The following is a 24,284-nucleotide window of genomic DNA, read 5'->3' as shown; positions in this document are numbered from 1 at the left end:
GGCAGACTGGTGCTCATGAGGAGGAGTGGCGCAAATGACTCAGCCAGCCAAGCTGCCCTGGTCTGAGTGGCTTCCGCAACAACGTTGGTACGCCGGGCGTAACCGGGAACTGACGCGCGCCGAATCCAGCGTGGTCGTCCCGCTCGACGACGACCTCGACCTGGTCCTCGTCGACGCCGACTACGCCGACGGTTCCCGCCACCGGTACCAGGTGATCGTGCGATGGGATGCCGGACCGGTCTCCGAGTACAGCACCGTCGCCACCATCGGCTCCGCTGACGGCCGGACCGGGTTCGACGCGATGTACGACGCCGAGGCGCCGCGGTTCCTGCTCTCTTTGATCGACTCGTCGGCCGTGCGCAACGCGACGGGCACCGAGGTGAGTTTCGCCAAAGAGCCGGGCGTCGAGCTTCCGCTGGATGCGATGGCGCATGTCTCGGACGCCGAGCAGTCCAACACCAGCGTCATCTTCGACCGCGACGCGATCTTCAAGGTGTTCCGGCGGGTCAGCAGCGGCATCAACCCCGACATCGAGCTGAACCGCGTGCTCGGCCGGGCCGGCAACCCGCACGTCGCGCGGTTGCTGGGCACCTACGAGATGACCGGTTCCGAGGGCAGCGCCGACGAGGCGTGGCCGTTGGGCATGGTGACCGAGTTCGCCGCCAACTCCGCGGAGGGCTGGGCGATGGCCACCGCGAGCGTCCGTGACCTGTTCGCCGAGGGCGACCTGTATGCGTACGAGGTCGGCGGCGACTTCGCCGGCGAGTCCTACCGGCTCGGCGAAGCCGTGGCGTCCGTGCACGCCACCCTGGCCGAGACGCTTGGAACCTCGCAGGCCGTGTTCCCGGTGGACAACGTGCTGGCGCGGCTGTCGGCGACCGCGGCCCTGGTGCCCGAGCTCGAGGAGCACGCGACGACGATCGAAGAGCGCTTCCAGAAGTTGGTCACCGAGACGATCACCGTGCAGCGCGTCCACGGCGATCTGCACCTGGGCCAGGTGCTGCGCACGCCGGAGCGCTGGCTGCTCATCGATTTCGAGGGCGAGCCGGGACAGCCGCTCGAGGAACGCCGAGCGCCGGATTCACCGCTGCGTGACGTGGCCGGGGTGCTGCGCTCGTTCGAGTACGCCGCGTACGGACCATTGGTCGACCAAGCCGACGACAAGCAGTTGGCGGCCCGGGCCCGCGAGTGGGTCGAACGCAACCGCACCGCGTTCTGCGACGGCTATGCGGCCGCCTCCGGGACAGACCCGCGCGATTCGGCGCAGCTGCTGGCCGCCTACGAGCTCGACAAGGCCGTCTACGAGGCCGGTTACGAAGCGCGGCACCGGCCGGGCTGGCTGCCGATTCCGTTGCGCTCCATCGCTCGTCTTACTGCCCACTAGCGTTCGCGTGCGCTGCGCGTGCCGCGGCTGTCTGACAGCATGTGCGTGTGCCGAACGAGATCAACAACAGTGAGTCGCGGTTGTCGTGGGTGCTGGCGGTGCTGGCCGGGATTTTGGGGGCGACCGCCTATACGCATTCCGCCGGATACTTTGTGACCTTCATGACAGGCAACGCCCAGCGGGCGGCGCTGGGGTACTTCCGCGGGGACATGGTGCTGTCGATCTCCGCGGGGGTGTTGATCCTGTGCTTCGTCGCCGGCGTGATCATCGCGTCGGTCTGCCGGCGCCATTTCTGGGTGGCGCACCCGCACGGGCCGACGGTGCTGACGACGTTCAGCCTGGCGGCGGCCACCGTGGCCGACGTCATCGACGAGGGCTGGACCGAAAACCTGCTCGATTTCGCGCCGATCATGTTGGTGGCGTTCGGGATCGGGGCTTTGAACACGTCCTTCGTCAAGGACGGTGAGGTGTCGGTCCCGCTGAGCTACGTGACCGGCACGCTGGTGAAGATGGGCCAGGGCATCGAACGCCACCTCGCGGGTGGGTCGGCGGCCGACTGGCTGGGCTACTTTCTGCTGTTCGCCAGCCTGGTGCTGGGCGCCGCAGTGGGTGGCTTCATCAGCCTGTTCGTCAACGGGACGTGGATGCTGGTGGTGGCCACCGTCGTGTGCGCGCTGACCACCGGCTACACGTACTTCCACTCCGATCGCCGGGCCCTGCTCAAGGAGGCGTGAGAAAAAGCATCGGCAGTAGCGCTGACCGGTGCGCTACTGCCGATGCTGGCCTTGGCCTCAGGCCGCGGGAGGGTTAGCGGTAGGGGCGCTAGCCGGCGCGGCGTTGACCGTGTTGAGGGTTTGCAGGATGTCGGGCTTCATCGCGACCAACTGCTGGTTCCAGTAGGGCCACGAGTGCGTCCCGTTGGCGGGGAAGTTGAACACCCCGTTGCGTCCGCCGGCGGCCACGTAGTTGTTCTGGAACTGCTCGTTGGTGCGCAGCGTCATGCCCTCCAGGAACTTGGCCGGCATGTTGTCGCCGCCGAGGTCGCTGGGGGTGCCGTTACCGCAGTAGACCCAGATGCGGGTGTTGTTGGCGACCAGTCGCGGAATCTGGACCATCGGGTCGTTGCGCTTCCACGCCGGGTCGCTGGACGGCCCCCACATGCTGTTGGCGTTGTAGCCGCCCGCGTCGTTCATCGCCAGCCCGATCAGGGTGGGCCACCAGCCCTCGGACGGGTTGAGGAAGCCCGACAACGCGGCGGCGTACGGGAACTGCTGCGGGTAGTAGGCCGCCAGGATCAGCGCGGAGCCGCCCGACATGGACAGCCCGACGGCGGCGTTGCCGGCCGGGGAGACCTGCTTGTTGGCCTGCATCCACAGCGGCATCTCCTGCGTCAGGAAGGTCTCCCACTTGTAGGTGTAGTTCTGTCCGTTACCCGAGGACGGCTGGTACCAGTTGCTGTAGAAGCTGGACTGGCCGCCGACCGGCATGATCACCGACAGGCCGGACTGGTAGAACTCCTCGAAAGCCGGGGTGTTGATGTCCCAGCCGTTGTAATCGTCCTGCGCGCGCAGGCCGTCGAGCAGGTACACGGCGTGCGATCCGCCGCCCTGGAACTGGACCTTGATGTTGCGGCCCATCGACGGCGAGGGCACCTCGAGGTATTCCACCGGAAGGCCGGGCTTGGAGAAGGCCCCCGCCACGGGGGAGCCGCCGGAGGCAACGGCGAGACCGGACAGCAGGGAGGCCCCCATGGCCGCGATCGCCAGTCGGCGCGGCATGGTAGCCGTTGCGCCACGCAACTTTTCGAAGAACGACATAGCTCTCTACCCATCCCAACTTTCATCTGCCGCATGGTGCGGTCGAATCTGTTCTCGGGGAGTCAAACACAGCGGGACGGATGAATTCGTTTGTCGCGGCCGGGATGTCAGATCGCGGTTGGCTAACGATTGGGCCTCGCACAGAAATCGTCACGATCGGGTCACGATCGGCTCTCGAAACCGTGCATCCACCTTGCGATGCGCTGGCGCGTGCGCTATCGCAGGCGCCGGATCATGCCACCAAGCGACGCAAAAGTGTTGAGGCCGTGACGATTCCGAGCACCGCGGCCACCACCAGCACCGCGATGTCCGCGGGGTTGTATGGGGTGCCGATCAACAACGCGCGCAGCGCGTTCACCTCGTAACTGAGGGGATTGACCTTGCTCAGCACGTGCAGCCACGCGGGCATCACGTCGACCGGGTACAGGGCGTTGGATGCGAAGAACAACGGCATCGTGATCGCTTGCCCGATTCCCATCAGGCGGTCGCGACTGCGCACCAAGCCGGCCAGTGTCATGGACAGACAGGCGAAGAAGGCGGCGCCGAGCATGACGATGGCCATCGCCGCCACGATCCGCAACGGATTGACCGTCAGGCCGACACCCATCGCGTACGCCAGCGCCAGCACGCCGACCACCTGGGCCACCGACCGGACCCCGGCCGCAAACGCTTTGCCGGTGATCAGCGCCGAAGCCGGCGCCGGTGTCACCATGAGCTTGGCCAGCACACCGGCGTCTCGGTCCCAAATGATCTGTATCCCATAGAAAATGGAGATGAACAGCGCTGACTGGGCGATGATCCCCGGCGCCAGGAACGCCAGATATGACACCGATCCGGTGGGGATGACATGCAAGTGGCTGAACGTGGTCCCGAAGATCAACAGCCACAGGGAGGGCTGCACCATCCGGGTGACCAGTTCGGTCCGGTCGTGCTGCAACTTCTGCAGTTCGACGATCGCGAACGCCCCGATGCGGCTGGCCAAGGCGCCGGCTCGTTGCCAGCCGTGGGGCGCGCGAAGCAGTGTCGAGCCGGCGGCGCTATCAACCGACACGGCGAGCCACCTTTCTGCTGGAACGGATTTCGCGAATGGACCCGTTGGCTTCCGCGGGATCCGCGTCATCGGCCAGACCCGATGCCGCGTAGTGGCGGAACACATCCTCGAGCGTGGCGTTCGCAGACACCTTGGCCTTCAACCTGTCGGGTGTGCCGACCGCCCGCAGTTGACCGCGGTGCATCAGCGCGACCCGGTCGCACAGCGCGTCGGCTTCCTCCATGTAGTGCGTGGTAAGCAGCACGGTCATGCCGAACTGGGCCTGCATCTTTTGCACCTGTGCCCACACGCCGTCACGCGCGATGGGATCCAGCCCGACGGTCGGCTCGTCGAGCACCAGCAGCGACGGGCGGTTGACCAGCGCCTGCGCCACCTCGAGGCGGCGGACCATGCCACCGGAATAGTACGACGCCAGCCGGTCGGCCACGTCGATGAGATCCATGGCGACCAGCGCCTGATCGACGCGGTCGGCGCGCTCGGCGCGGGGCACCCCGTACAGCCGCGCGAACCACTGCACGTTTTGCCTGCCGGTCAGTGCGGGCTCAATCGAAAGCTGTTGGGGCACATAGCCGATATTGCTTCGAATGTCGGTGGTCTGGCGGCGGGCGTCCATCCCGAAGATGCGCAGTTCGCCATGCTGCACCGGGGTCAACGTGGTCAGCATCCGGACCATGGTCGTCTTGCCGGCGCCGTTGGGCCCCAGCAGGCCCATGGTTTCACCGGGCCGCACCTGCAGGGTCACGTCATCGACGGCGGTGAACTGACCGTACCGGTAGGTCACATTTCTGGCGTCGACCGCCATCGGCAGCGATACGCTCATGATCGCCGCTCACTCATTTTTCGGGTCATCGTGTCGAGGACCTCCAATCCCTTTGTCAAAGCCTCGATTTGGTCGTCGTCAAGCTCGTCGATCACCTCGGACAGCAACGCCCGCCGGGTGGCGCGGGATGCGTCGACGACCTGCTGGGCGGCCTCGGCCAGCCGCAGTTGGCACACCCGGCGATCGCTGTCGCCGGCAGTCCGCAGTAGCAGCCCGGCGGACACCAACTTGGTGACCAGGGTCGACGCGGTGTTGGGCACCAGGCCCAACTCGGCGGCCGCGGCGCTGACCGAGATCCCCGGCCGACGGCCGACCAGCCACAACAGCTCCGTCTGCGACTCGGACAACCGCGCCGAATCGAACCCGCGACCCGCCGACCGCCGGAGTTGCCGGCGAAACCTGCCGACGACGCCGAACAAGTCGCCGGCCACATCTGTGCGTGAGTTCATCTGCGCCCATAATACCTCTGTAGCCGAGCTATCTATGTGGGGAAGCTGTGCGTGGGTTATGTACCCGCTACCGGGGCAGGCGATGCAGCGCGACCTCGGTCAACACGCCGTCCGCGGCGCGCGCCGTCATATAGGTGCAGAAGGGTTGGCGGCGGCGGTCCGTCGGTGACCCGGGATTGAGCAGCCGTAAGCCGGTGTCGGTGGTGGTGTCCCACGGGATGTGGCTGTGCCCGAAGACCAGCACGTGGGTGTCGGGATAGAGCCGCGCCATCCGCGTGTCGCGTCCGGTCGCGGCGCCGGTCTCGTGCACGACCGTCAGCCGGACCCCGGCCAGCGTCACGTCGGCCCGTTCCGGCAGTCGCGCCCGCAGCGCCGCGCCGTCGTTGTTGCCCCAGCACCCCACCAGCCTGGCCGCCCGGGCCTCTAGCTCATCGAGGAATTCCGGTGCTATCCAGTCGCCCGCGTGCACGACGACGTCGGCCGCGGCCACCTCATCCCAGACCTGGGCCGGCAGGTCGCGGGCGCGTTTGGGAATGTGGGTATCGGCAATCAGCAGCAGCCTCACAAACCCATCTTGCGCTAAGCGGGATCGACGGCCGATTGGCCAGCGGCAGATACCCTACGGGGTATGGTATAAAGTGGGCATGGCGATCGAAGGTAATGGCAGCTCACCCCGCACGAAAGCCGGTGCGGGGCGGGACCCCGGTGATATCGATGCCGTGCTCACCCGGTTACGCCGGGCGCACGGTCAGCTCGGCGGAGTCATCTCGATGATCGAGCAGGGCCGCAGCTGCAAAGACGTCGTCACCCAGCTGGCTGCGGTGTCAAAGGCCTTGGACCGCGCGGGTTTCAAGATCATCGCCTCCGGGCTGCGCGACTGCATCACGCGAGGGCACGATCAGCCGGCCCTGTCGATCGACGAATTGGAGAAGCTGTTCCTGAGCCTGGCGTGATTGCCTAGCGCGGCGAAAAGGAGGGAAAATGTCTGCCGTCCAACGTAATTCGACCAAACCGGCTGCGACACTGTGGCTGGACCCGGTGTGTCCGTACACGTGGAACACCGCGCGCTGGCTGCGTGCCGTCGCCGAGAAGACCGGGCTGGCCACCGATTGGCGGCTGATGAACCTGGCCGTCCTCAACGAGGGAAGCGAACTGTCGCCCGCGCACCAGGCCCGGATGCGTGACTCCCGGCAGGTCGGGCGGCTGATGGCCGCGATCGTCCGCGACCACGGCAGCGCGGGTTGGACCGCCGCGTATTTCGCCTTCGGCGAGCGGTACTTCGAGCAATCGCAGCCTCTCACCGACTCGCTGGTCGCGGAGGTGCTGGATGCGGCGGGCGTTCGTGACATCACCCCCGCCGCCGCCTCGGACGCAACACTGGACGACATTGTCAGGCGAGCACACCAGGACGGACAGGACGCGCTCGGCGAAACCGGCGGCAGCCCGATCCTGCGTATCGGCGAACACACCTTCTTCGGGCCCGTCCTGACGGCCCTGCCCGACGCCGACGCCGCCCTCGCCCTGTTCGACGCGGTGGCCGCCCTGGCCGCAATTCCCCAGTTCACTCAGCTGCAGCGGCCCCGCACCGCGGCCTAGGCGGGATCGCCGCGCATTTCTGGCTAGTGCCACGCCAAAACAGGAGGACAAATGACATCAGGATTGAGCACCACACTGCACACCTCGTTCGAGGACGCGGTGGATCGGACGACGAAAGCCCTGGCCGACCAGGGTTTCGGCGTACTGACCACCATCGACGTGCAGGCCACGCTGAAGCAAAAGCTCGGCGAGGACATGGAGAACTATTTGATCCTGGGGGCCTGCAACCCGGTGCTGGCGCATCGCGCGCTGGACATCCACCGCGAGATCGGCCAGTTGCTGCCGTGCAACGTGGTGGTGCGGTCCGATCCCGCCGGCGATGCGGATGCGGTTCTGGTCGAGGCGATGGATCCTCAGCTGATGGTCAAAGTGACGGCCGAGCCTGGCGCTCTGCAAGACGTGGCGGACCAGGCCACCGCCAAGCTGCAGGCCGCGATCGGCGCACTCGGGTAGCTTTCGGCGCAGCCCTACCGCCCTCGCGGATGGCGCTAGCCGTCTTGACTGCGGGCTTCGGCGCCCGACTCACCGGCGTCGAAGGAATCGTCGGAGCCCGCCGCGCCCACGTACGAGCCGTCTTCCTCACCCGCGGCGGCGCGGGACTGAGTCTGGTGGTTCTCAGCGTCCACGTCTTCCTCGGTCTTGTGGCCCTTGTGATCTGGCATGGTGGCTTCCTTTTCTGGAGAGGTGGCGTTGCGCGTGGGGTTCCCTCGACAGCTCATCCGAAACGGTGACCTCCGGCGATGACGTGGCGCTCCGGCGCTATTGTTAGCAGCCGAAACCAAGGAGAACTCGAATGCGCACCTTCGAATCAGTTACCGAGCTTGCCGCCGCCGCGGGCGAAGCTCTCGGGCACAGCGACTGGGTCACGATCACCCAGGAAGACGTCAACCTGTTCGCCGATGCGACCGGTGACCACCAGTGGATTCACGTCGACCCGGAACGGGCCGCGTCGGGCCCGTTCGGCACGACCATCGCCCACGGTTTCATGACCTTGGCGCTGCTGCCCCGGCTGCAGCATCAGATCTACACAGTCAACGGCATCAAGCTGGCAATCAACTACGGCCTCAACAAGGTTCGTTTCCCCGCACCGGTTCCGGTCGGCTCCCGGGTACGCGCGCAGAGTTCGTTGGTCAGCGTCGACGACGTCGGTAACGGCGCAGTGCAGGCGACCATCTCGACCACCGTCGAGATCGAGGGATCGGCCAAGCCGGCGTGCGTGGCCGAAAGCGTCGTCCGTTTCGTCGCCTGAGGTCGCGGCGCGCGTAGCTAGAACTCGGCGACGGCGTGTTCGAGCCGCTCGGCCAGTCGCGCCTGCGCTTCGGCGCGCCGGGTCGGTATGTGAGCCGACGGGAAAGGCGTTGTCACCGGCTCGTATTCGCGCAGGGTCCGGCGGGCGACAGTCATCTTGTGCAACTCGGTGGCACCGTCGGCGATACCCAGCGACTCGGCGGCCACCAGCATCTTGACGAACGGCATCTCGTCGGAGACGCCGAGCGCGCCGTGTAGGTGCAGCGCCCGCTGCGCGACATCGTGCAGCACCTGGGGCATCGCCACTTTCACCGCCGCGATGTCGCGCCGCACCTTCTGGTAGTCGTGGTGCTTGTCGATCAACCACGCGGTGCGCAGCACCAGCAGGCGGAACTGCTCGATCTGGATCCAGCTGTCGGCGATCTTCTCCTGGGTCATCTGGAAATCGGACAGCCGGCCGTGCCGGGTCTTGCGGGACACCGCGCGCTCGCACATCATGTCAAAGGCGCTGCGGGCCAACGCAATTGTGCGCATGGCGTGGTGAATCCGGCCGCCCCCGAGCCGGGTCTGCGCGATCATGAACGCCTGTCCCTCGCCACCCAGCACATGGTCGGCGGGTACCCGGACGTCGTTGTAGCGGACGTAGCCGTGGGTGGCGCGCTTTGACGACTCCGCTCCGACGCCGACGTTGCGCACGATCTCGATGCCGGGCGTTTCGGCCGGAACGATGAACAGTGACATCTTGTCGTAGGTGCGGGCCTCGGAATTCGTCACCGCCATGACGATGAAGAACGACGCGTGTTTGGCGTTGGTGGAGAACCACTTCTCCCCATTGATCACCCAGTTGTCGCCGTCTCGGGCTGCGGCGGTGACGAATTGCCCTGGGTCAGAACCGCCTTGCGGTTCGGTCATCGAATAACAGGAGGTGATTTCGCCGTCCAGCAGCGGCTGCAGGTAGCGCGCCTTCTGCTCGTCGGTGCCGAACAGGGCGAGGATCTCGGCGTTGCCGGAATCCGGTGCCTGACAGCCGAACACCGAGGGGGCCCAGCGCGAGCGGCCCAGGATTTCGTTGAGCAGCGCCAGCTTGACCTGACCGAAGCCCTGGCCGCCCAACTCCGGGCGCAGGTGCGCGGCCCACAGCCCTTGGTCCTTCACCTGCTGCTGTGCAAGGGCCGCAGGATGGCCATCATCTCGGCGTTCTGCTTGTCGTACGGGTCGAGCGCAACCAGGTCGAGCGGTTCCAGCTCTTCGGCCATGAATTTTTCGACCCAGTCCAGCTTTGCCTGGTATTCGGGGTCTGTTTCGAAGTCCCACACCGTGGTCAACCAATCCCCGGCGCAACGCCGCGCCGGACTCGTTGATGAAGCCACCCCATCCTAGAGCGGGGCGGCGGAGGTTCAGTCGGCGCTGCGGGTGTCGATCACGCGCTGGGCGACGTCGATGAGCTTGGTCTGGCTTTCCTGGGAAAGCCGGCGCAGCAATTCGAAGGCGCGCACGTCATCGACGCCGTAGCGCTCCATGATGATGCCCTTGGCCTGGCCGATGCGGTCCCGCGTGGACAGGGCCGATTGCATCTGCTGTCCGTGCCGCCCGGCCATGATCGCCGAGGCGGCATGCGCGGCGAACACCGTGCCGATGGTTTCGGCTTCGGTGTCCCACACACCGGGCCGGAAACTGAACAGGTTGAGCGCGCCGGCGGTGCGGTCGGCGGTGTAGAGCTTGAACGAGAGGCTGCTGAGGATGCCATGCTCGACGGCGGCCGGTGCGTATTTCGGCCAGCGAGGCTCATTGCGGAGATCGTCCGTGCGCACGATCGTCTGCTTCAGCGCGGCGTCGTGGCAGGGGCCCTCATTGAAGTCATGCTGCAGCTTGTCGAGTTTGGCGACCAGGCTGTCGGTGTCGGCGAGCGATTCGAAATCATCGCCCCCTTTCACCAGCAACACCCCGGCGAGGTCCGCCGCCGGTATCAGTTCCACCGCCGCGGTGGTCACGTCGGCGAGAACCCGGTTGAGCGAACGCGGCACCGCGATCTCCCGGGATAGCTCCGCCATGCGCGTAGCCAGCTCGTGCCGAGCGGCCGCGTCCAAAGGCTCCATGGAACCGGATTCTCCACGATGTCCCACGATGCGTCACCCCCGCGGTCGTCTGAGGTGCCCGAGCGCTGGCCACCGAGGGAGTTGCTGTCGTCCGAGTTTGGGGCAAAAGGCCCCGGGTACCCGGCGTCGACAACCCGATCTCAACCCCCAGGGAGCCCCAGTGTTTGTGCACAACAAAGATCTTCAATTCGAGGTTCGCGTCGACCGACCCGACCCTCGCTTCGCGTCGCTGCTGATGGACCAGTTCGGCGGAGCCAACGGTGAACTCACCGCCGCGCTGCAGTACTTTACCCAGGCATTCGTGCTGCGGCAGAAGAACCCGAAAATGTATGACCTGTTCATGGATATTGCGACCGAGGAGCTCAGCCACCTCGAGATGGTCGGATCGATGATCACGATGTTGCTCGACGGGCTCAACGACAACCTCAAGATCGCCAATGAGAAATGCGACTGGATGCCGGCGGTGGCGGCCAACGGCGGCGGCCGCGACGGCCTGATCCACTCGGTGGCGGTCAACCCGCTGTTCCTGGTGCTCAGTGGCGGTGGGCCGGACGTCAAGGACTCCGGAGGAAACAACTGGACCGGCGCCTACATCGACGCCAACGGTGATCCCACCGTGGACCTGCGCAACAACGTCGCGGCGGAATCGCGCGCCAAGGTCGTCTACGAATACCTCAAGCAGTTCACCGACGACCCCGGCGTGCAGGACACCCTGACGTTCCTCATGACGCGCGAGGTGGCGCACTATCAGCAGTTCACCGCAGCGCTCAACGAGCTCCCGGTGAACTTCCCGCCGGGACAGCTGCCGGGCGACCCGCGCTTCCAGAACGTGGCGTTCAACATGTCCAACGGCGGTGGCGAGTCCATTCGCGGCCCGTGGAACCAAGGACAAGGTCCCTGGCCCGAGGGCACGGAATGGGAGTACGTCGAAAAGCCCGAGGAACAGTGGCTTGGCGGCACCACTCGCAAGAACACCGGCGCCAAGGAGAACCCGCAGGGTTCGCCGGCGGTCAACGCCGAGAAGCCCTTCACCCACGAACAGCACGTTCCCACCGGCTAATTGGACAAGTGGAAGGGCCGGGCGCCGAATTTTGCTCAGCGCCCGGCCCTTCCCATGTGCTCAGTGCATCTGCGGGTCCGGCGGATTGTCCTCGCCGCGGCCGGTTACCGCGTCGCGGACGTGGTCCACGATCGCCGCCCCCATGCCCATCGTTTTCAGCACCGCCGGGTTGGGCGGCGTGTCGGGGTGCGGCCGGGTCGGAGCGATCTTCTTTGCCGCTTCCAACTTTTCGCCGATCTTCTCCAAATCCTCACGGCTGAGCACGGTTTCGACCTGCGGCCACACCTCATCCTGTTCGTAGGCGATGTGTTCGCGGCCCGCCGTGACGAATTCCTGCAACGCTTCGTGGTAATCCGGGTCGCCCGGCTTGCCGTCCTCGAGACGCTGCAGCAGCTTCTTTCCGGCCTGCTCCTGCTCGAGCGCTTTGTCGACGAGGCCGTCGCCGATCGCTTCGCGCACCGCGGGCCAGAAGAACTGCTCCTCAATGGCTTCGTGCTGCGATTCGGCGATGATGAGGTTGTTCACCATGGTTTCCAGGCCGCTCGCCTGAGCGCCCTCGCCCGACGGCGCCCCGTCGAGCGTTTCCAACAAACCGAGCACACTCTTGTGGTCCTGACGAAGAAAAGTGATTGCGTCCATGCGTTGCCTTCCCAGTTGGGGCTGTTAGGAGTTGCGTGCGGATACCCGGGGTAGCGGTGCCGAAACGGGGGGCGGCCGGGGTCCGTCAGTGCAACTTCGGCAAGACGTTGGCGCCGTAGAACTCGATGGCGGCGACGGGATCGTCTTGCGGAAAATGCAGGAACGGAATCGCACCGGCGTCGAGAATCCGCTGCAGGGCGTTGATATGGGGAGCCGGGTCGGTGCCGACCGTCCAGCCGCCCAACACCTTGTCGATGGGGTTGGACTCGGCCGCGCGCTGGATCTCGACGGGGTTGGGTTGATCGACGGCCCCGGCGGTGAAGCGCCACAGCGTGGCGGCCCGGGTCGCGACGGTGTTGTCGCCGACGACTGCGAACAGTTCGGCCCGTTTTCCGAGCGTCGCCACGTCACGCCCGGCGGCCCGGGCGCCCGCACCGAAGGCCGCCAACAGCTTTGGATTCGTGACATCGCTCGCCTGGGTGATCCAGCCATCCCCGTACTGTCCGGCCAGTCTCACGCTTTTCGGGCCGGCGGCCGCGACGAAGATCGGCGGGGGCGTCGCCGGAACATCGTAGAGTTTCAGCGAGTTCGTTTGAAAATAGTGGCCGGCGAACGAGATTCGCGAACCACTCCACAGCTGGCGGATCAGCTGTACCGCTTCGGCCAGCCTGTCGTGACGCTCGGCGTAGTTGCCGTAGGTGTTGGTGGTGGCCTGTTCATTGAGCCGTTCGCCGGTGCCGACGCCCAGGAACACCCGGCCGGGATAAAGAATCGCCAGGGACGCGAACGCCTGGGCGACCGTGGCGGGGTGGTAGCGGTAGGTCGGGCAGGTCACCCCGGTGCCGAACGTTACGTGGCTGGTGGCGTTGCCGACGAGCGCTAGGGTCAGCCACGGGAACATCGCGTGGCCTTCGTTGTCCTGCCACGGCTGAATGTGGTCGCTGGCCCATACGTGTTGGAAGCCGGCGCGTTCGGCCGCCTTAGCCTGCGCAACCAGCTGGTCGGTGCGGAACTGCTCGTGCGAGAGGACAAAGCCCACGCCCTTGCCCGGTGGGGGCGCCGGCCCGCTGGACTTGCCGTGCTCGGCAGCCGGTTTCGCGCATCCCTGCGCCAGCCCGGCGGGCCCGAGCACGCCGGCGCCGGCCGCTATCCGCCCGAACGCTCGCCGCGAGATGCCGGTCACCGGGTCGGCATACCCGTCACGCCGGGCCTCACACGCACTAGCGTGGTGCAGATGACCCCGCAGGTCCGCCCGGCAGTGAAAGCCGACGTCCGCACGCTGTCGCGCACCCTGGCCCGCGCGTTCTACGACGACCCGGTGATGATCTGGCTGATGCCCGATCAGGACAAGCGGATCGCGCAGCTGTCCCGGTTGTTCGCGACGATGACCCGCCATCATCACCTGGCCCGCGGCGGCGTGGAGGTGGCCGGTGCGGGGGCGGACATCGTTGCGGCGGCGCTGTGGGATCCGCCGGATCAGTGGCAAGAGACGCCGCGGGGCCAGTTGGCGATGACGCCGACGTTCATCCGGGTGTTCGGCCTGCGCTCGATGCGGGGACGCGCCGTACAGGAATTGATGAAAAGCGTGCATCCCGAGGAGCCGCACTGGTACCTGGCGGTGATCGGCAGCGATCCGGCGGTTCGCGGCAAGGGATTTGGTCAGGCGTTGATGCGGTCGCGGTTGGACCGCTGCGACGCCGAGTACTGCCCGGCCTATCTCGAGTCGAGCAAGCCCGAAAACGTGCCGTACTACGAGCGTTTCGGCTTCAGCGTCACCCGTGAGATCGTGCTGCCGGACGGCGGGCCGAGCCTGTGGGCCATGTGGCGTCCGCCACGGTAGGAGCGCGGCCGGAGGCCTGCCGCCCGCGTTTAACCCCCCGACGCCGCGGGCAACCGGATGGGCATGAGCGATAACCCCCAGGCCGACGTGGATCCCGCGGACTTCCCCGAGGAGGGTGGCCCGGGTGACACCTTGAACCCGAGCGAAGGCACCGACTCGGACGAGTTGCGCAACGACGACGGCGACATCGTCGTCGACCCGCCTGAGGGCTGGAGCGAGGCCGACCGGTTCGGCATGACCGCCAGAGAAGAACGCGAGGGCGAATCCCTCGACGCCCGACTGGCGGCCGAGGAGCCCGACGTCCCCGATGCCATTGAGCCGGTCGACGACGGTCCCCGGCGCGCCCACCGGGGCCAGATCGACGGCACCCCCGAGGACGGCGACTCGCTCTACGAGGTCGTCGACGAGTAAGTCAGTGCTCGGCTGTTTACTGCAGCCGATCGGATCAGGGCGTGCTGCGCCAGCCGGCGATGCCGGTCGCGATCATCCGCAACTGCTTGACCGCGAGCCGGCGAATGTCCTCGGTTGCCTCGGCGCTCTGCGAATCCTCGATGGCCTCCGCGATGACGATCATGGCGTTGACGAACAGGGTCGCCAGCACGTTGAGATCCTCGGTGGTCCACTTGTTCAGGCCCGGGAATCGCGCCAGGTCGGTGGCCAGCTCGGACGTGATCAGCCGGATCTCGGTACGGATGGCGTAGCGCAGCACCGACAAGCCGCTGTTGCGCTCGCGGCCGATGAGCCGCCAGTGTTCGCGCCTGTCGGCGACGCTGGCGACCAGGATCTCGACGGACGACTCGATCACCCGGTTCGGGTCGAGCTTTCCGGCACGCGCGTCGCGCAGCGTGTCGCGCAGGCTCCGGAACGACTCGTCGATCAGGACCAGCCCCAGGGCCTCCATCGATTCGAAATGCCGGTAGAACGCCGCCGGAACGATCCCGACCTCCCGCGTCACCTCGCGCAGGCTCAAACTGGAGAAGCTGCGGTCCTGCAGGAGCTTGAGTGCCGCGGCGATGATGGCCCGGCGCGTCGCCTCCTTGCGCTCCTCGCGCGACTGGCTTTCCCGTGTGCGTTCGCGCCCCGCGCCCCGTCCCCGTGAGCTAGGAGTACGGCTGTTCACTATGTGAACCCTACCACAGCCAGGCATTAAACCCTTGACTGCATGGCCTCCGCGGTCGCACGGTGTACATATGTTCACTCAAACCGCTCAAGCTTCTGGCCGAGTCCTCGCGCGGACCCTTCGGCAGCGCGTGTTGGGTTCAGAGCTGTTAGACCTGCTGACCGGCCCGCACGGCGTCGACCGCTACACCGAACTGGTGGCGCCCACCTGGACGCTGGGCGAGGCCCGCGCCAAGGTGACCGACGTGCGCCGGGCCACGCCCCGCAGCGTCACCCTGACCCTGACCCCCAACGACACCTTCCTGGCCGCCCACACCCTCAAGGCCGGACAGTACGTCAACCTGACCGTGGAGATCGACGGCCGCCGCCACACCCGGTGCTATTCGCCCGCCAACGCCGAAGGCGGTACCACCCTCGAGCTGACGATCGGTCGGCACGACGGCGGCCTGGTCTCGAACTATCTTTACGAACACGCCCACCGCGGGATGGTGGTCGGTCTCGCCGGCACCGGCGGTGACTTCACGCTGCCGGGAACGCAAACCCCGCGGCGCATCCTCTTCGTCTCGGGCGGAAGCGGGATCACTCCGGTGATGTCGATGCTGCGGACCCTCGTCGCCCAGGGCCACGACGGCGAAATCGCATTCATTCACTACGCGCGCACGCCGGCCGAGGCCTGCTACCGCGACGAGCTGAAGGCGATGCCCGGCGTGCGGGTGCTGCACGGCTACACCCGCTCCGACGGCGGCGACCTCGCCGGACGCTTCGGTGCCGAGCACCTGGCCACCGCGATGCCGTCACCCGATGCGGTATTCGTCTGCGGCCCGGCCGCTTTGGTCGAGGCGGTCCGATCGCACTGCGACAACGTGTACACCGAGAGCTTCGTGCCGCCGGCCTTCGATGTGCCGGCGAATCCCTCGGGCGGTCGAGTCACGTTCTCCGACAGCGGTGTTGACGTCGTCGACGACGGGCGCCCGCTGTTGGAGCAGGCCGAAGCGGCCGGGCTCTCACCCGAAAACGGATGCCGAATGGGCATCTGCCACACCTGCACGCGGCGTAAAACCGCCGGCACCGTGCGCAACCTGGTCACCGGTGCGGTCTCGACCGCCCCCGACGAGGACGTGCAGATCTGCGTGTCCGTTCCGGTCGGTGACGTGGACCTGTCGCTATAGCGACCGACCATTCCAGCCCCTGAAAACTTCTGGAGGACAAACAATGTCGAACGCCAAGATTGCCCTGACGCCCGAACAGGCCGATGCATTCGGCCGGGAACTCGACGCCATCAAGGAACGTGTGATGGCAGAACTCGGCGAACAGGACGCCGACTACATCCGCCGCGTCATCAAGGCCCAGCGTGCGCTGGAGGTCGGTGGCCGGGCGCTGTTGTTCGCCGGGTTCCTACCCCCGGCTTGGCTGGCGGGCACCGCGATGCTGGGCCTGTCGAAGATCTTGGACAACATGGAGATCGGCCACAACATCATGCACGGCCAGTACGACTGGATGCGCGATCCGGCCATCTCCGGGCGCACCTTCGAGTGGGACACGGCGTGCCCGGCCGACCAATGGCGCCACTCGCACAACTACATGCATCACACCCACACCAACATCGTGGGGATGGACCGCGACATCGGCTACGGAATCCTGCGGATGAGCGAAGACCAGCGCTGGCAGCCGTACTTCCTCGGCAACCCGATCTACGCGTTCCTGCTGATGGTGTTGTTCCAGTACGGCGTTGCGCTGCACGAGCTGGAAACCGAGCGTATCCGCTCCGGCGAGATCCGGCTCCAGGACAAGCGTGAGGTGCTGCGGGAGATCTGGCGCAAGACCCGTCGGCAGACCCTGAAGGACTACGTCGCCTTCCCGCTGCTGGCCGGTCCCTTTGCGCCGTTCGTCTTCACCGGCAACCTGACCGCCAACCTGATGCGCAACGTGTGGTCGTACATGATCATCTTCTGCGGCCACTTCCCGGACGGGACACAGGAATTCACCGTCGAGGAAACCAAGGACGAGTCACGCGGCATGTGGTACTTCCGCCAGATCCTCGGCTCGGCAAACCTGACCGGCGGCAAGATCTTTCACCTGCTGTCCGGCAACCTCTCGCACCAGATCGAGCACCACCTGTTCCCGGACATGCCGGCCCGCCGCTACGCCGACATCGCGCCGGAGGTGCAGGAGATCTGCGGGCGCTACGGCATCCCCTATAACCGCGGTCCGCTGCTGCGTCAGTTCGGCACCGTCGTCCGCAAGATCGTCCGGCTGACCTTCCCGGACTCGTGGGTGCCAAAGGCCGGCGTCGAAAAGTCGCCCGAGCCCGAGCCGATCGCCGCGTAAATCCACATTGGCTGGGCCGCGCAATCGAGTTCCAGGGGCGGCCTAGGTGACGGCCGTCGGCGCGTCGACCGCCTTGACGAGTTTCACCTCGGGCCGTTGCGGCACGCCGTCGGCAAGGAACCAGCGAAAAGCCAGATTCCCGCGTGGATAGCCCAGCGTGGTAAGCGAATTGGGATGCGCGGTCGGGCCCGCGGACAAGACGACCGTCACCGAACCGTCACTGTTCGCCACGGCGCTGTGGCCGTTCAGGGAGCACCGGGCGTCCCGGGCGCCGAACGTCGCCATGAACTGGTTCCACACCACCAGGTTCCAGAACCTGCACGACGGCGGTCGGTGCGTGATCACCAGCGCCTCGTCCTCATCGAGCACGAAACTGCCGTACGAGTAGCAGGCGTCGCGCGCCGACCACCCGAAATTGGCGTCCGGCACCTGATAGGGATCGGCGAATTCATTAGCCGCGTGGGCGGTTTCGTGCCCGAGCGCGTGTTGGTCGGCCACCCGATTTCCCACGGCCAGCGGCACGATGGCGAACATGGTGCGCAGCCAGGTGGCGGCGGCGCGCAGGTTCGCCGCGGTCTCGGCGTCGCCGTGCCGGATCGGGTCGGGCTCGTCGAGCGCCTCGATGTGCCACGTCACCGGGCGGCCGGCCAGGGGATCGGCCTGGTAGTCGCGGGTCATCAGCACGGCCGCGTCGGGCGTGGCGGGAAAGTCGAAGGCGAAGTCGCCGTCGGCGTCGATGTCGAGATCGGTGTCGCGGACGATCGCCACCACCCGGTCCGACCAGGCGCCGGGCGTCGGCTCGTTGTACGCCGTCACCGAAAAGTACACGCTGTCACCCCTATTGCCGCTGATGCGGTATCGACGGGCGGGATCGACCGGGCATATGTAGTAGTAGGCATCGGTGTTGTCCCCGCCCCAGCGGCGGTCGCGGCGGAAAGGCGTGTTCACCGCGACGAACTGGGGCCGACCCGGTTCGGGGAACAGGTAGGTGTCCAGGGCCACGCCCAGGGTGGCGGCCAGCATCCGGTAGCCGTCGGCGACGTGCCGGTCGTCGGTGACGGCACGGTCACCTTCGAGGAACGAGTGGCCCAGTTCGCCAAGCGTTTTCAGCAATTCCTGCCACGCCTCGGTCGATTGGTGCGTCATGCGCTGATTCCTTTCAGGAGCAACCTGGTGGTGCGATCGACCCACGCATCGTCGAGTTCGGTGACGCGGGTGAGCAGGGCGACCAGCGTGACGCCGGCGATCGTCTCGGCCAGTTCGGCGGCGGTCACGTCCGAGCGCACCTCACCGCGCAGCGCAGCGGCCGCCAGCCAGTCGGCGAGCCCGCCGCCGATGACTCCGGCGAAGCGCTCCAGCAACGCCGAGTGCAGCGTCGGGTCCGCGGCCAGCTCGCCGATCAGCCCGGGCAGGGCCGCCCTGGCGGCCGGTGTGGTGAGGAAAGCCATTGTGCGGCGGACCATCTCGCGCAAGCCCTCGGCCGTCGACCCAGTATCGGGGATGGCCGTTCCGGCGCCGATCGGGAACACCGCCTCGTGCACCAGGTGCGCCTTGCTGGGCCAGCGGCGGTAGATGGCGGGCTTGCTGGTGCCGGCGCGTTCGGCGATGGCGGAGACCAGCAAGCCGGGGTAGCCGGTTTCGCCCAGCAGCTCAACGGTCGCCCGAAGCACCGCGGCGTCGATCCGGGGATCACGGGGTCTGCCAAAATCCACAACCATTACGAAACTCAGAGTAACATAAGTCGCCGTGACCGTTCGCCTTGACGACCTGGCCTCGCCCCGCTTCAGCGCCGAGGGCCAGCAGATCCTGGACATGATGGCCTCGATGGCGCCCGAGTGCCCGTTGGATGCCGCCGCGCTGCACGCGCGGGCCAGCGCCGACACCGGCCTGGACGACTTCGGGCCCGACGACTACCGGGAACGCCTCGAGGTCTACCTCGCCGCCCTGCGCGAGATCGACGGACTGCACGACGCGGGGAGGGTGAACTTCTACGGGCAACTCCTGCAAGTCCTCAAGAACCGGTTGCTGTTGACCGACCTGCTGAGGCGCCATCCCGAGATCAACGAGATCGAACTGCGTTCACCGGTGGTCATCGCCGGGCTGCCCCGCACCGGCACCACACACCTGCACAATCTGCTGGCCGCGCCGCCGACGTTCCGTACCATGCCGTACTGGGAAAGCAACGAACCGTTCCCGATGCCGAATGAGGTTGACGTACAACCTGATCCGCGTCGGACCCGGATGGACGTCGCGGTCGGGGTGATCAACATGGTGATGCCGCATTTCGCGCTGATGCACGAGATGACCACCGATCACGTCCACGAAGAGATCCAGCTGCTGGCCAACGACGTGTCGACGATGCTGCTGGAGACGCTCGCCGACGTCCCCCGCTGGCGCGACTACTACCAGGCGCACGACCAGACACCGCACTACGAATACCTGGCCACCCAACTCCGGGCGATGCAGTACCTGCGCGGTGGTCGGCGCTGGCTGCTCAAATCGCCCCAACACCTCGAGCAGGTGCCGGTCCTGGATCGGGTCTTTCCCGACAGCATCGTGGTGTTCACCCACCGCGACCCCGTCCCGGTGGCACTGTCGATGATCGCGATGATCACCTACTCCGCCCGCATGCACCGCTCGCCGGTGCCGGTGGAGCGGATCGCCAATTCCTGGATCGACCGCCTCGATCAGATGCTCACCGCACTCATCCGCGATCGAGACACCATCGGTCCGGACCGCTCGATCGACATTCGCTTCGACGACTTCATGGCCGACGAAATCGGCGTGGCCGAACGGGTCTATGCCCTGGCCGGCGAACCGTTCACCGACGAGGCGCGCAAGGCCGTCGACGACTACCTGACGGGCCACCGGCGCGGACGGCTGGGCAACGTCGAAACGTCATACGAGATGTTCGGGCTGAACGAGGAGAGCCTGCGGAAGCGCTTCGCGCCCTACGTCGAGCGGTTCCTGAAATAGGCGCAGTGCGCTAGCTTTTCAAGCATGGTCACCATGCCCGCGCTGGACGGCGTCGAACACAGGTACGTCGAGCTGGGAAGCGGCGTCACCATCCATGTCGCGGATGCCGGTCCGGCCGACGGACCGGCCGTCATGCTGGTGCACGGCTTCCCGGAGAACTGGTGGGAATGGCACGAGCTGATCGGTCCGCTGGCCGCCGATGGTTACCGGGTGGTGTGTCCCGACCTGCGGGGTGCGGGCTGGAGTTCGGCGCCGCGCTCGCGGTACCTGAAGGCGGAGATGGCCGAGGACCTTGCGGGCGTGCTGGACGACTTGGGCATCGCCAAAGTGAAGCTGGTCGCCCACGATTGGGGCGGGCCCGCGGCTTTCATCATGATGTTGCGCCATCCGGAGAAGGTGACGGGCTTTTTCGGACTCAACACCGTGGCGCCCTGGGCGAAGTTCGATTTGGCGGCGGTCCGCGACCTCTGGCGCTTCTGGTATCAGGTCCCGATGTTGCTGCCCGTGATCGGACCTCGGGTGCTCAGCGATCCCCACTGGCGGTTTCCCCGGATCCTGGGTTCGTGGGTCGGCGGCGGGTTCCCGCTGCCCGAGGACAGCGTGCGGTTATACGCGGAGTGCATGCGCGAGCCAGGGCACGCTGAGGCCGGATCGCGGTGGTATCGCAGCTTCCAGACCACAGAGATGCGCAGCTGGCTGGGGGGTGAGTACGACGATCACCGAGTCGACGTACCGGTGCGCTGGCTGAGCGGTACCGATGATCCGGTGATCACTCCGCGGCTTCTGGACGGATACGCCGACCACATAAGCGATTTCGAGGTGGAGCTGGTCGACGGAGTCGGTCACTGGATCGTCGCGCAACGACCCGATTTGGTGCTGGATCGGTTGCGCGGGTTCATGAAACTCTGAGTCAGTCGACGCCGATGGTGACTTCGGTCGACTTGATGAACACCGTCGCCTTCTGACCGACCTGAAGGCCGAGGTCGGTCGCGGCATCCTTGGTGACCGACGACGTGATCACCTGGTCGCCGCCGTCGAGAGTCACCTTGACCACCGCCATCACCGTGCCGAGATCGACCTCGGTGATGGTCCCCTTGAGCTGATTTCGGGTTGAAAGCCGCATCGCTAGGTCCTCCGTTTCCGCGAAAGCCATTCCGGCGATGAGCCTAGGCCCCGAAAACCACTCGCGCGATGGGTTCTACGCCGTCAGTGCCGGGGCCCCAGCAGCGCGACGGAGGCATCCACGGCCGGTTCGACGATCTCACGGACGGCCCGACCGTCTTCGACCGCAAGCGCGGTGAGCTCACGCAGACCGCCCAACAGGATCACGGCCAACGGCGCCGTCAACGGAGGCAGCTTGGCGCGCCGAAATCCGGGACTGGCGCTGAGGTCGATCAGCAGGCTGGTCAGCAACTGCAGCCCGCGGCGCTGGACCGGGCGAGCGGCCGCACCCAGCGAGGGCAGTTCGCGGATCCAGCTCAACGTGATGGCCGGGCGGGCCTCGATGTATCCCACATAGGCCTCGACCGCCTGACGGATCTGGACGTGCCAATCGGCGTCGGGATCGACCGATGCCGCGATCTTGGCGCCCAACTTCTCGATGTCGACGGCCAGCAGCTCCAGAAAGCACTCTTCCTTGCCGCCGAAGTGGTCGTAGAAGGTGCGCTTGGAGGTCCGTGCGTAGCGGACGACGTCGGCGACCGTGCTGGCGCGGTAACCGCGCTCGCTGATCGAGGTGGCGAGGCCGTCGAGCAACCGGATTCGAAACGGATCGACCTCGCCGAGATCGGGGTCGCCGGCCGTTGCTGTCATTGCTGAGGTCACGGCCAGCGCCCCCGTTCGGTTCGAAACGCATCTTGTCAGCTTTGGTACTGCAGAGTACCGTACTCGGAAAAGGTCCGTGGTACATCGCGGTACCAATTCCGGCCCGGCAGATGTGGGGAGCAATGACGCCATGAGTGAACTAGCCACCGTCCCATCGGCCCCGGCCCATTTGCCACCTGCCGTCCGAAGCCCGAAGCTATTGCAGGGCATCGGCTTTGCCGCGTCACGACGAATGATGATGCGACGCCTGTCACGCCGTTATGGCAACGTCTTCACGCTGCGCCTGCCGATGTGGGGGCGTGTCATCATGGTCAGCGACCCTCAGCTGGCTAAGCAGATCTTCACCACCAGCCCAGACGAACTCGGCAACATCCAGCCCAATTTGAGCAGGCTGTTCGGCTCCGGCTCGGTATTCGGGCTCGAGGGTGATGACCACCGGCGGCGGCGGCGGCTGCTGGCGCCGCCGTTTCACGGCAAGAGCATGAAGAATTACGAGGCCATCATCGAAGAAGAGACGCTGCGCGAGATGGCCGACTGGCCGGAGGGCAGGTCATTCCCGACGCTGCCGCCGATGATGCGAATCACGCTCAACGCGATCCTGCGCGCGGTCTTCGGCGCCGAGGGCGCCGAACTCGACGAGCTGCGCCGCCTCATCCCGCCGTGGGTCACCCTGGGTTCACGCCTTGCGGCGCTACCGAAGCCGAAGCGCTATTCCCGGTTCGGCCTATGGGGCCGGCTGGACAAGTGGCGGCGTCAATACGACGACGTCATCGAGAAGCTGATCGCCGCGGAGCGGGCCGACCCGGAGTTCGCCGAGCGGACCGACGTGCTCGCGCTGCTGCTGCGCAGCACCTACGACGACGGTGCGGCCATGTCACACAAGGAGATCGGCGACGAGCTCCTGGCTCTGCTGGCCGCCGGGCACGAGACCACCGCCTCAACGCTGGCTTGGGCATTCGAGCGGATCAGCCGGCACCCGGAGCTGCTGGCGAGGCTTGTCGAGGAGGCCGACGGGGCCAGTGATGGCGGCAACGAGCTGCGCCAGGCGACGATCCTGGAGGTCCAGCGAGCAAGGACCGTCATCGATTTCGCCGGTCGCCATGTCTACCCCGAGGCCTACCGGCTCGGCGAATGGGTGATCCCGCGCGGCTATTCGATCATCGTCGGCATCGCCCAGATACACGACAACCCCGATGTGTTCCCCGATCCCGGACGGTTCAACCCGCAACGGTTCATCGACACGAAACCGTCGGCGCTGTCGTGGATCCCGTTCGGCGGCGGGACGCGTCGGTGCGTTGGGGCGGCGTTCGCGAACATGGAAATGGACGTCGTGCTACGAACGGTGTTGCGAAACTTGACCATTGAGACGACGGACGCTCCCGGCGAGCGCTGGCACGGCCGCGGGGTCGCGTTCACCCCGAAGGACGGCGGCCGAATCGTGATGCGCCGCCGCTGAACTCGGCGCTAGGCTCCGCCTACTGGCCGGCGGCCGCGCGACGCGGCAGTTTCCAGCCCGGGCGGATGAAGTGGCAGGTGTACCCGTTGGGGTAGTGCTGCAGGTAGTCCTGGTGCTCGGGTTCGGCTTCCCAGAAGTCGCCGGCCGGGCTGACCTCGGTCACCACCTTGCCGGGCCATAGCCCCGATGCCTCGACATCGGCGATGGTGTCCAGCGCGATCCGCTTCTGGTCCTCGTCCAGATAGAAGATGGCCGACCGGTAACTGGTGCCCCGGTCGTTGCCCTGCCGGTCTTTCGTTGTCGGATCGTGGATCTGGAAGAAGAACTCCAGGATCGTGCGGTAGTCGGTGACCGCCGGGTCGTAGATGATCTCGATGGCTTCGGCGTGGGTGCCGTGATTGCGGTAGGTCGCATTGGGGACGTCACCGCCGGTGTAACCGACCCGCGTCGAAACCACGCCCGGCTGCTTGCGGATCAGTTCCTGCATCCCCCAGAAGCAGCCGCCGGCGAGAATCGCTTTCTGGTTGGTCATGCTTCGTCCTCCATAACCGGCTAGCACTCGGGCAGGAACAAGGCCAGGC

General features: G+C 66.4%; 28 protein-coding genes and 2 pseudogenes. 14 read left to right on the top strand and 16 right to left on the bottom strand.

Going from position 1 to position 24,284, the window contains the following annotated elements; genetic code table 11:
- Positions 1-34: 34 nt before the first annotated feature.
- Both A5659_RS15920 and A5659_RS15915 read left to right on the top strand, forming a co-directional pair.
- Positions 35-1,384: a maltokinase gene (locus A5659_RS15920; protein ID WP_067182383.1), complete on the top strand. Its 1,350-nt coding sequence runs from the start codon at positions 35-37 to the stop codon at positions 1,382-1,384.
- A 47-nt stretch (positions 1,385-1,431) separates the two neighbouring features.
- Positions 1,432-2,118 carry a YoaK family protein gene (locus A5659_RS15915; protein WP_067182378.1) on the top strand — a complete coding sequence of 229 codons (687 nt, stop codon included), beginning with the start codon at positions 1,432-1,434 and terminating at the stop codon, positions 2,116-2,118.
- 57 nt (positions 2,119-2,175) lie between these two features.
- Here the strand turns inward: A5659_RS15915 and ag85C are convergent, their stop codons facing one another.
- The 5 genes from ag85C to A5659_RS15890 all read right to left on the bottom strand — a co-directional run bounded on the left by ag85C (position 2,176) and on the right by A5659_RS15890 (position 6,086).
- Complete coding sequence (ag85C, locus tag A5659_RS15910) at positions 2,176-3,201, bottom strand: diacylglycerol acyltransferase/mycolyltransferase Ag85C (protein WP_067182375.1); 1,026 nt, start codon at positions 3,199-3,201, stop codon at positions 2,176-2,178.
- A 232-nt stretch (positions 3,202-3,433) separates the two neighbouring features.
- Positions 3,434-4,252: an ABC transporter permease gene (locus tag A5659_RS15905; protein ID WP_067182372.1), complete on the bottom strand. Its 819-nt coding sequence runs from the start codon at positions 4,250-4,252 to the stop codon at positions 3,434-3,436.
- Entirely contained in the window at positions 4,242-5,072 is an 831-nt protein-coding gene (locus A5659_RS15900) for an ATP-binding cassette domain-containing protein (protein WP_067182369.1), read from the bottom strand. The genes A5659_RS15905 and A5659_RS15900 overlap by 11 nt, the downstream gene beginning before the upstream one ends.
- Positions 5,069-5,521 (bottom strand): MarR family winged helix-turn-helix transcriptional regulator, encoded by a 453-nt coding sequence (locus tag A5659_RS15895; protein ID WP_067182366.1) that lies wholly within the window; start codon positions 5,519-5,521, stop codon positions 5,069-5,071. The genes A5659_RS15900 and A5659_RS15895 overlap by 4 nt, the downstream gene beginning before the upstream one ends.
- Positions 5,522-5,588: 67 nt before the next feature.
- A complete protein-coding gene (locus A5659_RS15890; RefSeq protein ID WP_067182362.1) occupies positions 5,589-6,086 on the bottom strand; it encodes a metallophosphoesterase in 498 nt (165 codons plus the stop codon).
- A gap of 73 nt (positions 6,087-6,159) precedes the next feature.
- Here A5659_RS15890 and A5659_RS15885 point away from each other — a divergent pair, with 73 nt between their 5' ends.
- From A5659_RS15885 to A5659_RS15875, 3 genes are read left to right on the top strand one after another with little or no spacing between them, the layout of a single operon-like run.
- Positions 6,160-6,474, top strand: a complete 315-nt coding sequence (locus A5659_RS15885) for a metal-sensitive transcriptional regulator (protein ID WP_067182359.1) — start codon at positions 6,160-6,162, stop codon at positions 6,472-6,474.
- 28 nt (positions 6,475-6,502) lie between these two features.
- On the top strand, positions 6,503-7,117 hold the full coding sequence (locus A5659_RS15880; protein WP_067182356.1) for a hypothetical protein: 615 nt from the start codon (positions 6,503-6,505) through the stop codon (positions 7,115-7,117).
- A gap of 51 nt (positions 7,118-7,168) precedes the next feature.
- The gene (locus A5659_RS15875) at positions 7,169-7,570 is read left to right on the top strand and encodes a DUF302 domain-containing protein (protein WP_066868148.1); all 402 of its coding nucleotides are present in this window, start codon (positions 7,169-7,171) and stop codon (positions 7,568-7,570) included.
- Positions 7,571-7,605: 35 nt separating this feature from the next.
- On the opposite strand, the gene A5659_RS28190 is transcribed toward A5659_RS15875, so the two are convergent.
- Positions 7,606-7,779, bottom strand: coding sequence for a hypothetical protein (locus tag A5659_RS28190; protein WP_197498032.1), 174 nt, complete (start codon positions 7,777-7,779; stop codon positions 7,606-7,608).
- Positions 7,780-7,910: 131 nt separating this feature from the next.
- Between A5659_RS28190 and A5659_RS15870 the strand changes: the two genes are divergently transcribed.
- Positions 7,911-8,366: a MaoC family dehydratase gene (locus A5659_RS15870; RefSeq protein WP_066868150.1), complete on the top strand. Its 456-nt coding sequence runs from the start codon at positions 7,911-7,913 to the stop codon at positions 8,364-8,366.
- Positions 8,367-8,383: 17 nt separating this feature from the next.
- Here A5659_RS15870 and A5659_RS15865 read toward each other — a convergent pair.
- Both A5659_RS15865 and A5659_RS15860 read right to left on the bottom strand, forming a co-directional pair.
- Positions 8,384-9,621 (bottom strand): annotated as a pseudogene (locus A5659_RS15865) (acyl-CoA dehydrogenase family protein).
- A gap of 141 nt (positions 9,622-9,762) precedes the next feature.
- Positions 9,763-10,452, bottom strand: a complete 690-nt coding sequence (locus A5659_RS15860; protein WP_369806922.1) for a GAF and ANTAR domain-containing protein — start codon at positions 10,450-10,452, stop codon at positions 9,763-9,765.
- Between the two features lie 169 nt (positions 10,453-10,621).
- On the opposite strand from A5659_RS15860, the gene A5659_RS15855 reads away from it, so the two are divergent.
- Complete coding sequence (locus tag A5659_RS15855) at positions 10,622-11,521, top strand: manganese catalase family protein (protein ID WP_066868157.1); 900 nt, start codon at positions 10,622-10,624, stop codon at positions 11,519-11,521.
- Between the two features lie 60 nt (positions 11,522-11,581).
- On the opposite strand, the gene A5659_RS15850 is transcribed toward A5659_RS15855, so the two are convergent.
- Positions 11,582-12,160 carry a hemerythrin domain-containing protein gene (locus tag A5659_RS15850; RefSeq protein WP_067021288.1) on the bottom strand — a complete coding sequence of 193 codons (579 nt, stop codon included), beginning with the start codon at positions 12,158-12,160 and terminating at the stop codon, positions 11,582-11,584.
- An 85-nt stretch (positions 12,161-12,245) separates the two neighbouring features.
- The gene (locus A5659_RS15845) at positions 12,246-13,343 is read right to left on the bottom strand and encodes a F420-dependent hydroxymycolic acid dehydrogenase (RefSeq protein ID WP_067182353.1); all 1,098 of its coding nucleotides are present in this window, start codon (positions 13,341-13,343) and stop codon (positions 12,246-12,248) included.
- A 51-nt stretch (positions 13,344-13,394) separates the two neighbouring features.
- On the opposite strand from A5659_RS15845, the gene A5659_RS15840 reads away from it, so the two are divergent.
- Positions 13,395-14,000 (top strand): GNAT family N-acetyltransferase, encoded by a 606-nt coding sequence (locus A5659_RS15840; protein WP_066868239.1) that lies wholly within the window; start codon positions 13,395-13,397, stop codon positions 13,998-14,000.
- Between the two features lie 63 nt (positions 14,001-14,063).
- Positions 14,064-14,411 carry a hypothetical protein gene (locus A5659_RS15835; RefSeq protein WP_066868241.1) on the top strand — a complete coding sequence of 116 codons (348 nt, stop codon included), beginning with the start codon at positions 14,064-14,066 and terminating at the stop codon, positions 14,409-14,411.
- Positions 14,412-14,445: 34 nt separating this feature from the next.
- On the opposite strand, the gene A5659_RS15830 is transcribed toward A5659_RS15835, so the two are convergent.
- Complete coding sequence (locus A5659_RS15830) at positions 14,446-15,147, bottom strand: TetR family transcriptional regulator (protein WP_197498031.1); 702 nt, start codon at positions 15,145-15,147, stop codon at positions 14,446-14,448.
- 43 nt (positions 15,148-15,190) lie between these two features.
- On the opposite strand from A5659_RS15830, the gene A5659_RS15825 reads away from it, so the two are divergent.
- Both A5659_RS15825 and A5659_RS15820 read left to right on the top strand, forming a co-directional pair.
- On the top strand, positions 15,191-16,288 hold the full coding sequence (locus A5659_RS15825; RefSeq protein WP_067021284.1) for a ferredoxin reductase: 1,098 nt from the start codon (positions 15,191-15,193) through the stop codon (positions 16,286-16,288).
- Between the two features lie 43 nt (positions 16,289-16,331).
- On the top strand, positions 16,332-17,447 hold the full coding sequence (locus A5659_RS15820) for an acyl-CoA desaturase (protein WP_067021282.1): 1,116 nt from the start codon (positions 16,332-16,334) through the stop codon (positions 17,445-17,447).
- 42 nt (positions 17,448-17,489) lie between these two features.
- On the opposite strand, the gene A5659_RS15815 is transcribed toward A5659_RS15820, so the two are convergent.
- Together A5659_RS15815 and A5659_RS15810 are read right to left on the bottom strand one after the other, a co-directional pair.
- On the bottom strand, positions 17,490-18,593 hold the full coding sequence (locus A5659_RS15815; protein ID WP_067021280.1) for a DUF1214 domain-containing protein: 1,104 nt from the start codon (positions 18,591-18,593) through the stop codon (positions 17,490-17,492).
- Positions 18,590-19,165, bottom strand: a complete 576-nt coding sequence (locus A5659_RS15810) for a TetR/AcrR family transcriptional regulator (RefSeq protein WP_067021278.1) — start codon at positions 19,163-19,165, stop codon at positions 18,590-18,592. Before A5659_RS15810 ends, A5659_RS15815 begins: the two co-directional genes overlap by 4 nt.
- Positions 19,166-19,193: 28 nt before the next feature.
- Between A5659_RS15810 and A5659_RS15805 the strand changes: the two genes are divergently transcribed.
- Both A5659_RS15805 and A5659_RS15800 read left to right on the top strand, forming a co-directional pair.
- Complete coding sequence (locus A5659_RS15805; protein ID WP_067021276.1) at positions 19,194-20,423, top strand: sulfotransferase; 1,230 nt, start codon at positions 19,194-19,196, stop codon at positions 20,421-20,423.
- Between the two features lie 24 nt (positions 20,424-20,447).
- Complete coding sequence (locus A5659_RS15800) at positions 20,448-21,332, top strand: alpha/beta fold hydrolase (RefSeq protein WP_067021274.1); 885 nt, start codon at positions 20,448-20,450, stop codon at positions 21,330-21,332.
- A 1-nt stretch (position 21,333) separates the two neighbouring features.
- On the opposite strand, the gene A5659_RS15795 is transcribed toward A5659_RS15800, so the two are convergent.
- The gene (locus tag A5659_RS15795) at positions 21,334-21,546 is read right to left on the bottom strand and encodes a molybdopterin-binding protein (protein ID WP_066882046.1); all 213 of its coding nucleotides are present in this window, start codon (positions 21,544-21,546) and stop codon (positions 21,334-21,336) included.
- A gap of 83 nt (positions 21,547-21,629) precedes the next feature.
- Positions 21,630-22,235 (bottom strand): TetR/AcrR family transcriptional regulator, encoded by a 606-nt coding sequence (locus tag A5659_RS15790; RefSeq protein WP_066868178.1) that lies wholly within the window; start codon positions 22,233-22,235, stop codon positions 21,630-21,632.
- Between the two features lie 142 nt (positions 22,236-22,377).
- Here A5659_RS15790 and A5659_RS15785 point away from each other — a divergent pair, with 142 nt between their 5' ends.
- Positions 22,378-23,703 carry a cytochrome P450 gene (locus A5659_RS15785; RefSeq protein WP_066868181.1) on the top strand — a complete coding sequence of 442 codons (1,326 nt, stop codon included), beginning with the start codon at positions 22,378-22,380 and terminating at the stop codon, positions 23,701-23,703.
- On the opposite strand, the pseudogene msrA reads toward A5659_RS15785, so the two are convergent.
- Positions 23,695-24,235: pseudogene (gene msrA, locus A5659_RS15780) on the bottom strand (peptide-methionine (S)-S-oxide reductase MsrA); the annotation flags it as partial. The gene A5659_RS15785 and the pseudogene msrA overlap by 9 nt on opposite strands.
- Positions 24,236-24,284: the final 49 nt, after the last annotated feature.

It is taken from the genome of Mycobacterium sp. 1165196.3, assembly GCF_001673415.1.
GTDB lineage: Bacteria > Actinomycetota > Actinomycetes > Mycobacteriales > Mycobacteriaceae > Mycobacterium > Mycobacterium europaeum_A.
The sequence above is the reverse complement of the archived record's forward strand: the minus strand, read 5'-3'. Positions and strand labels throughout refer to the sequence as shown.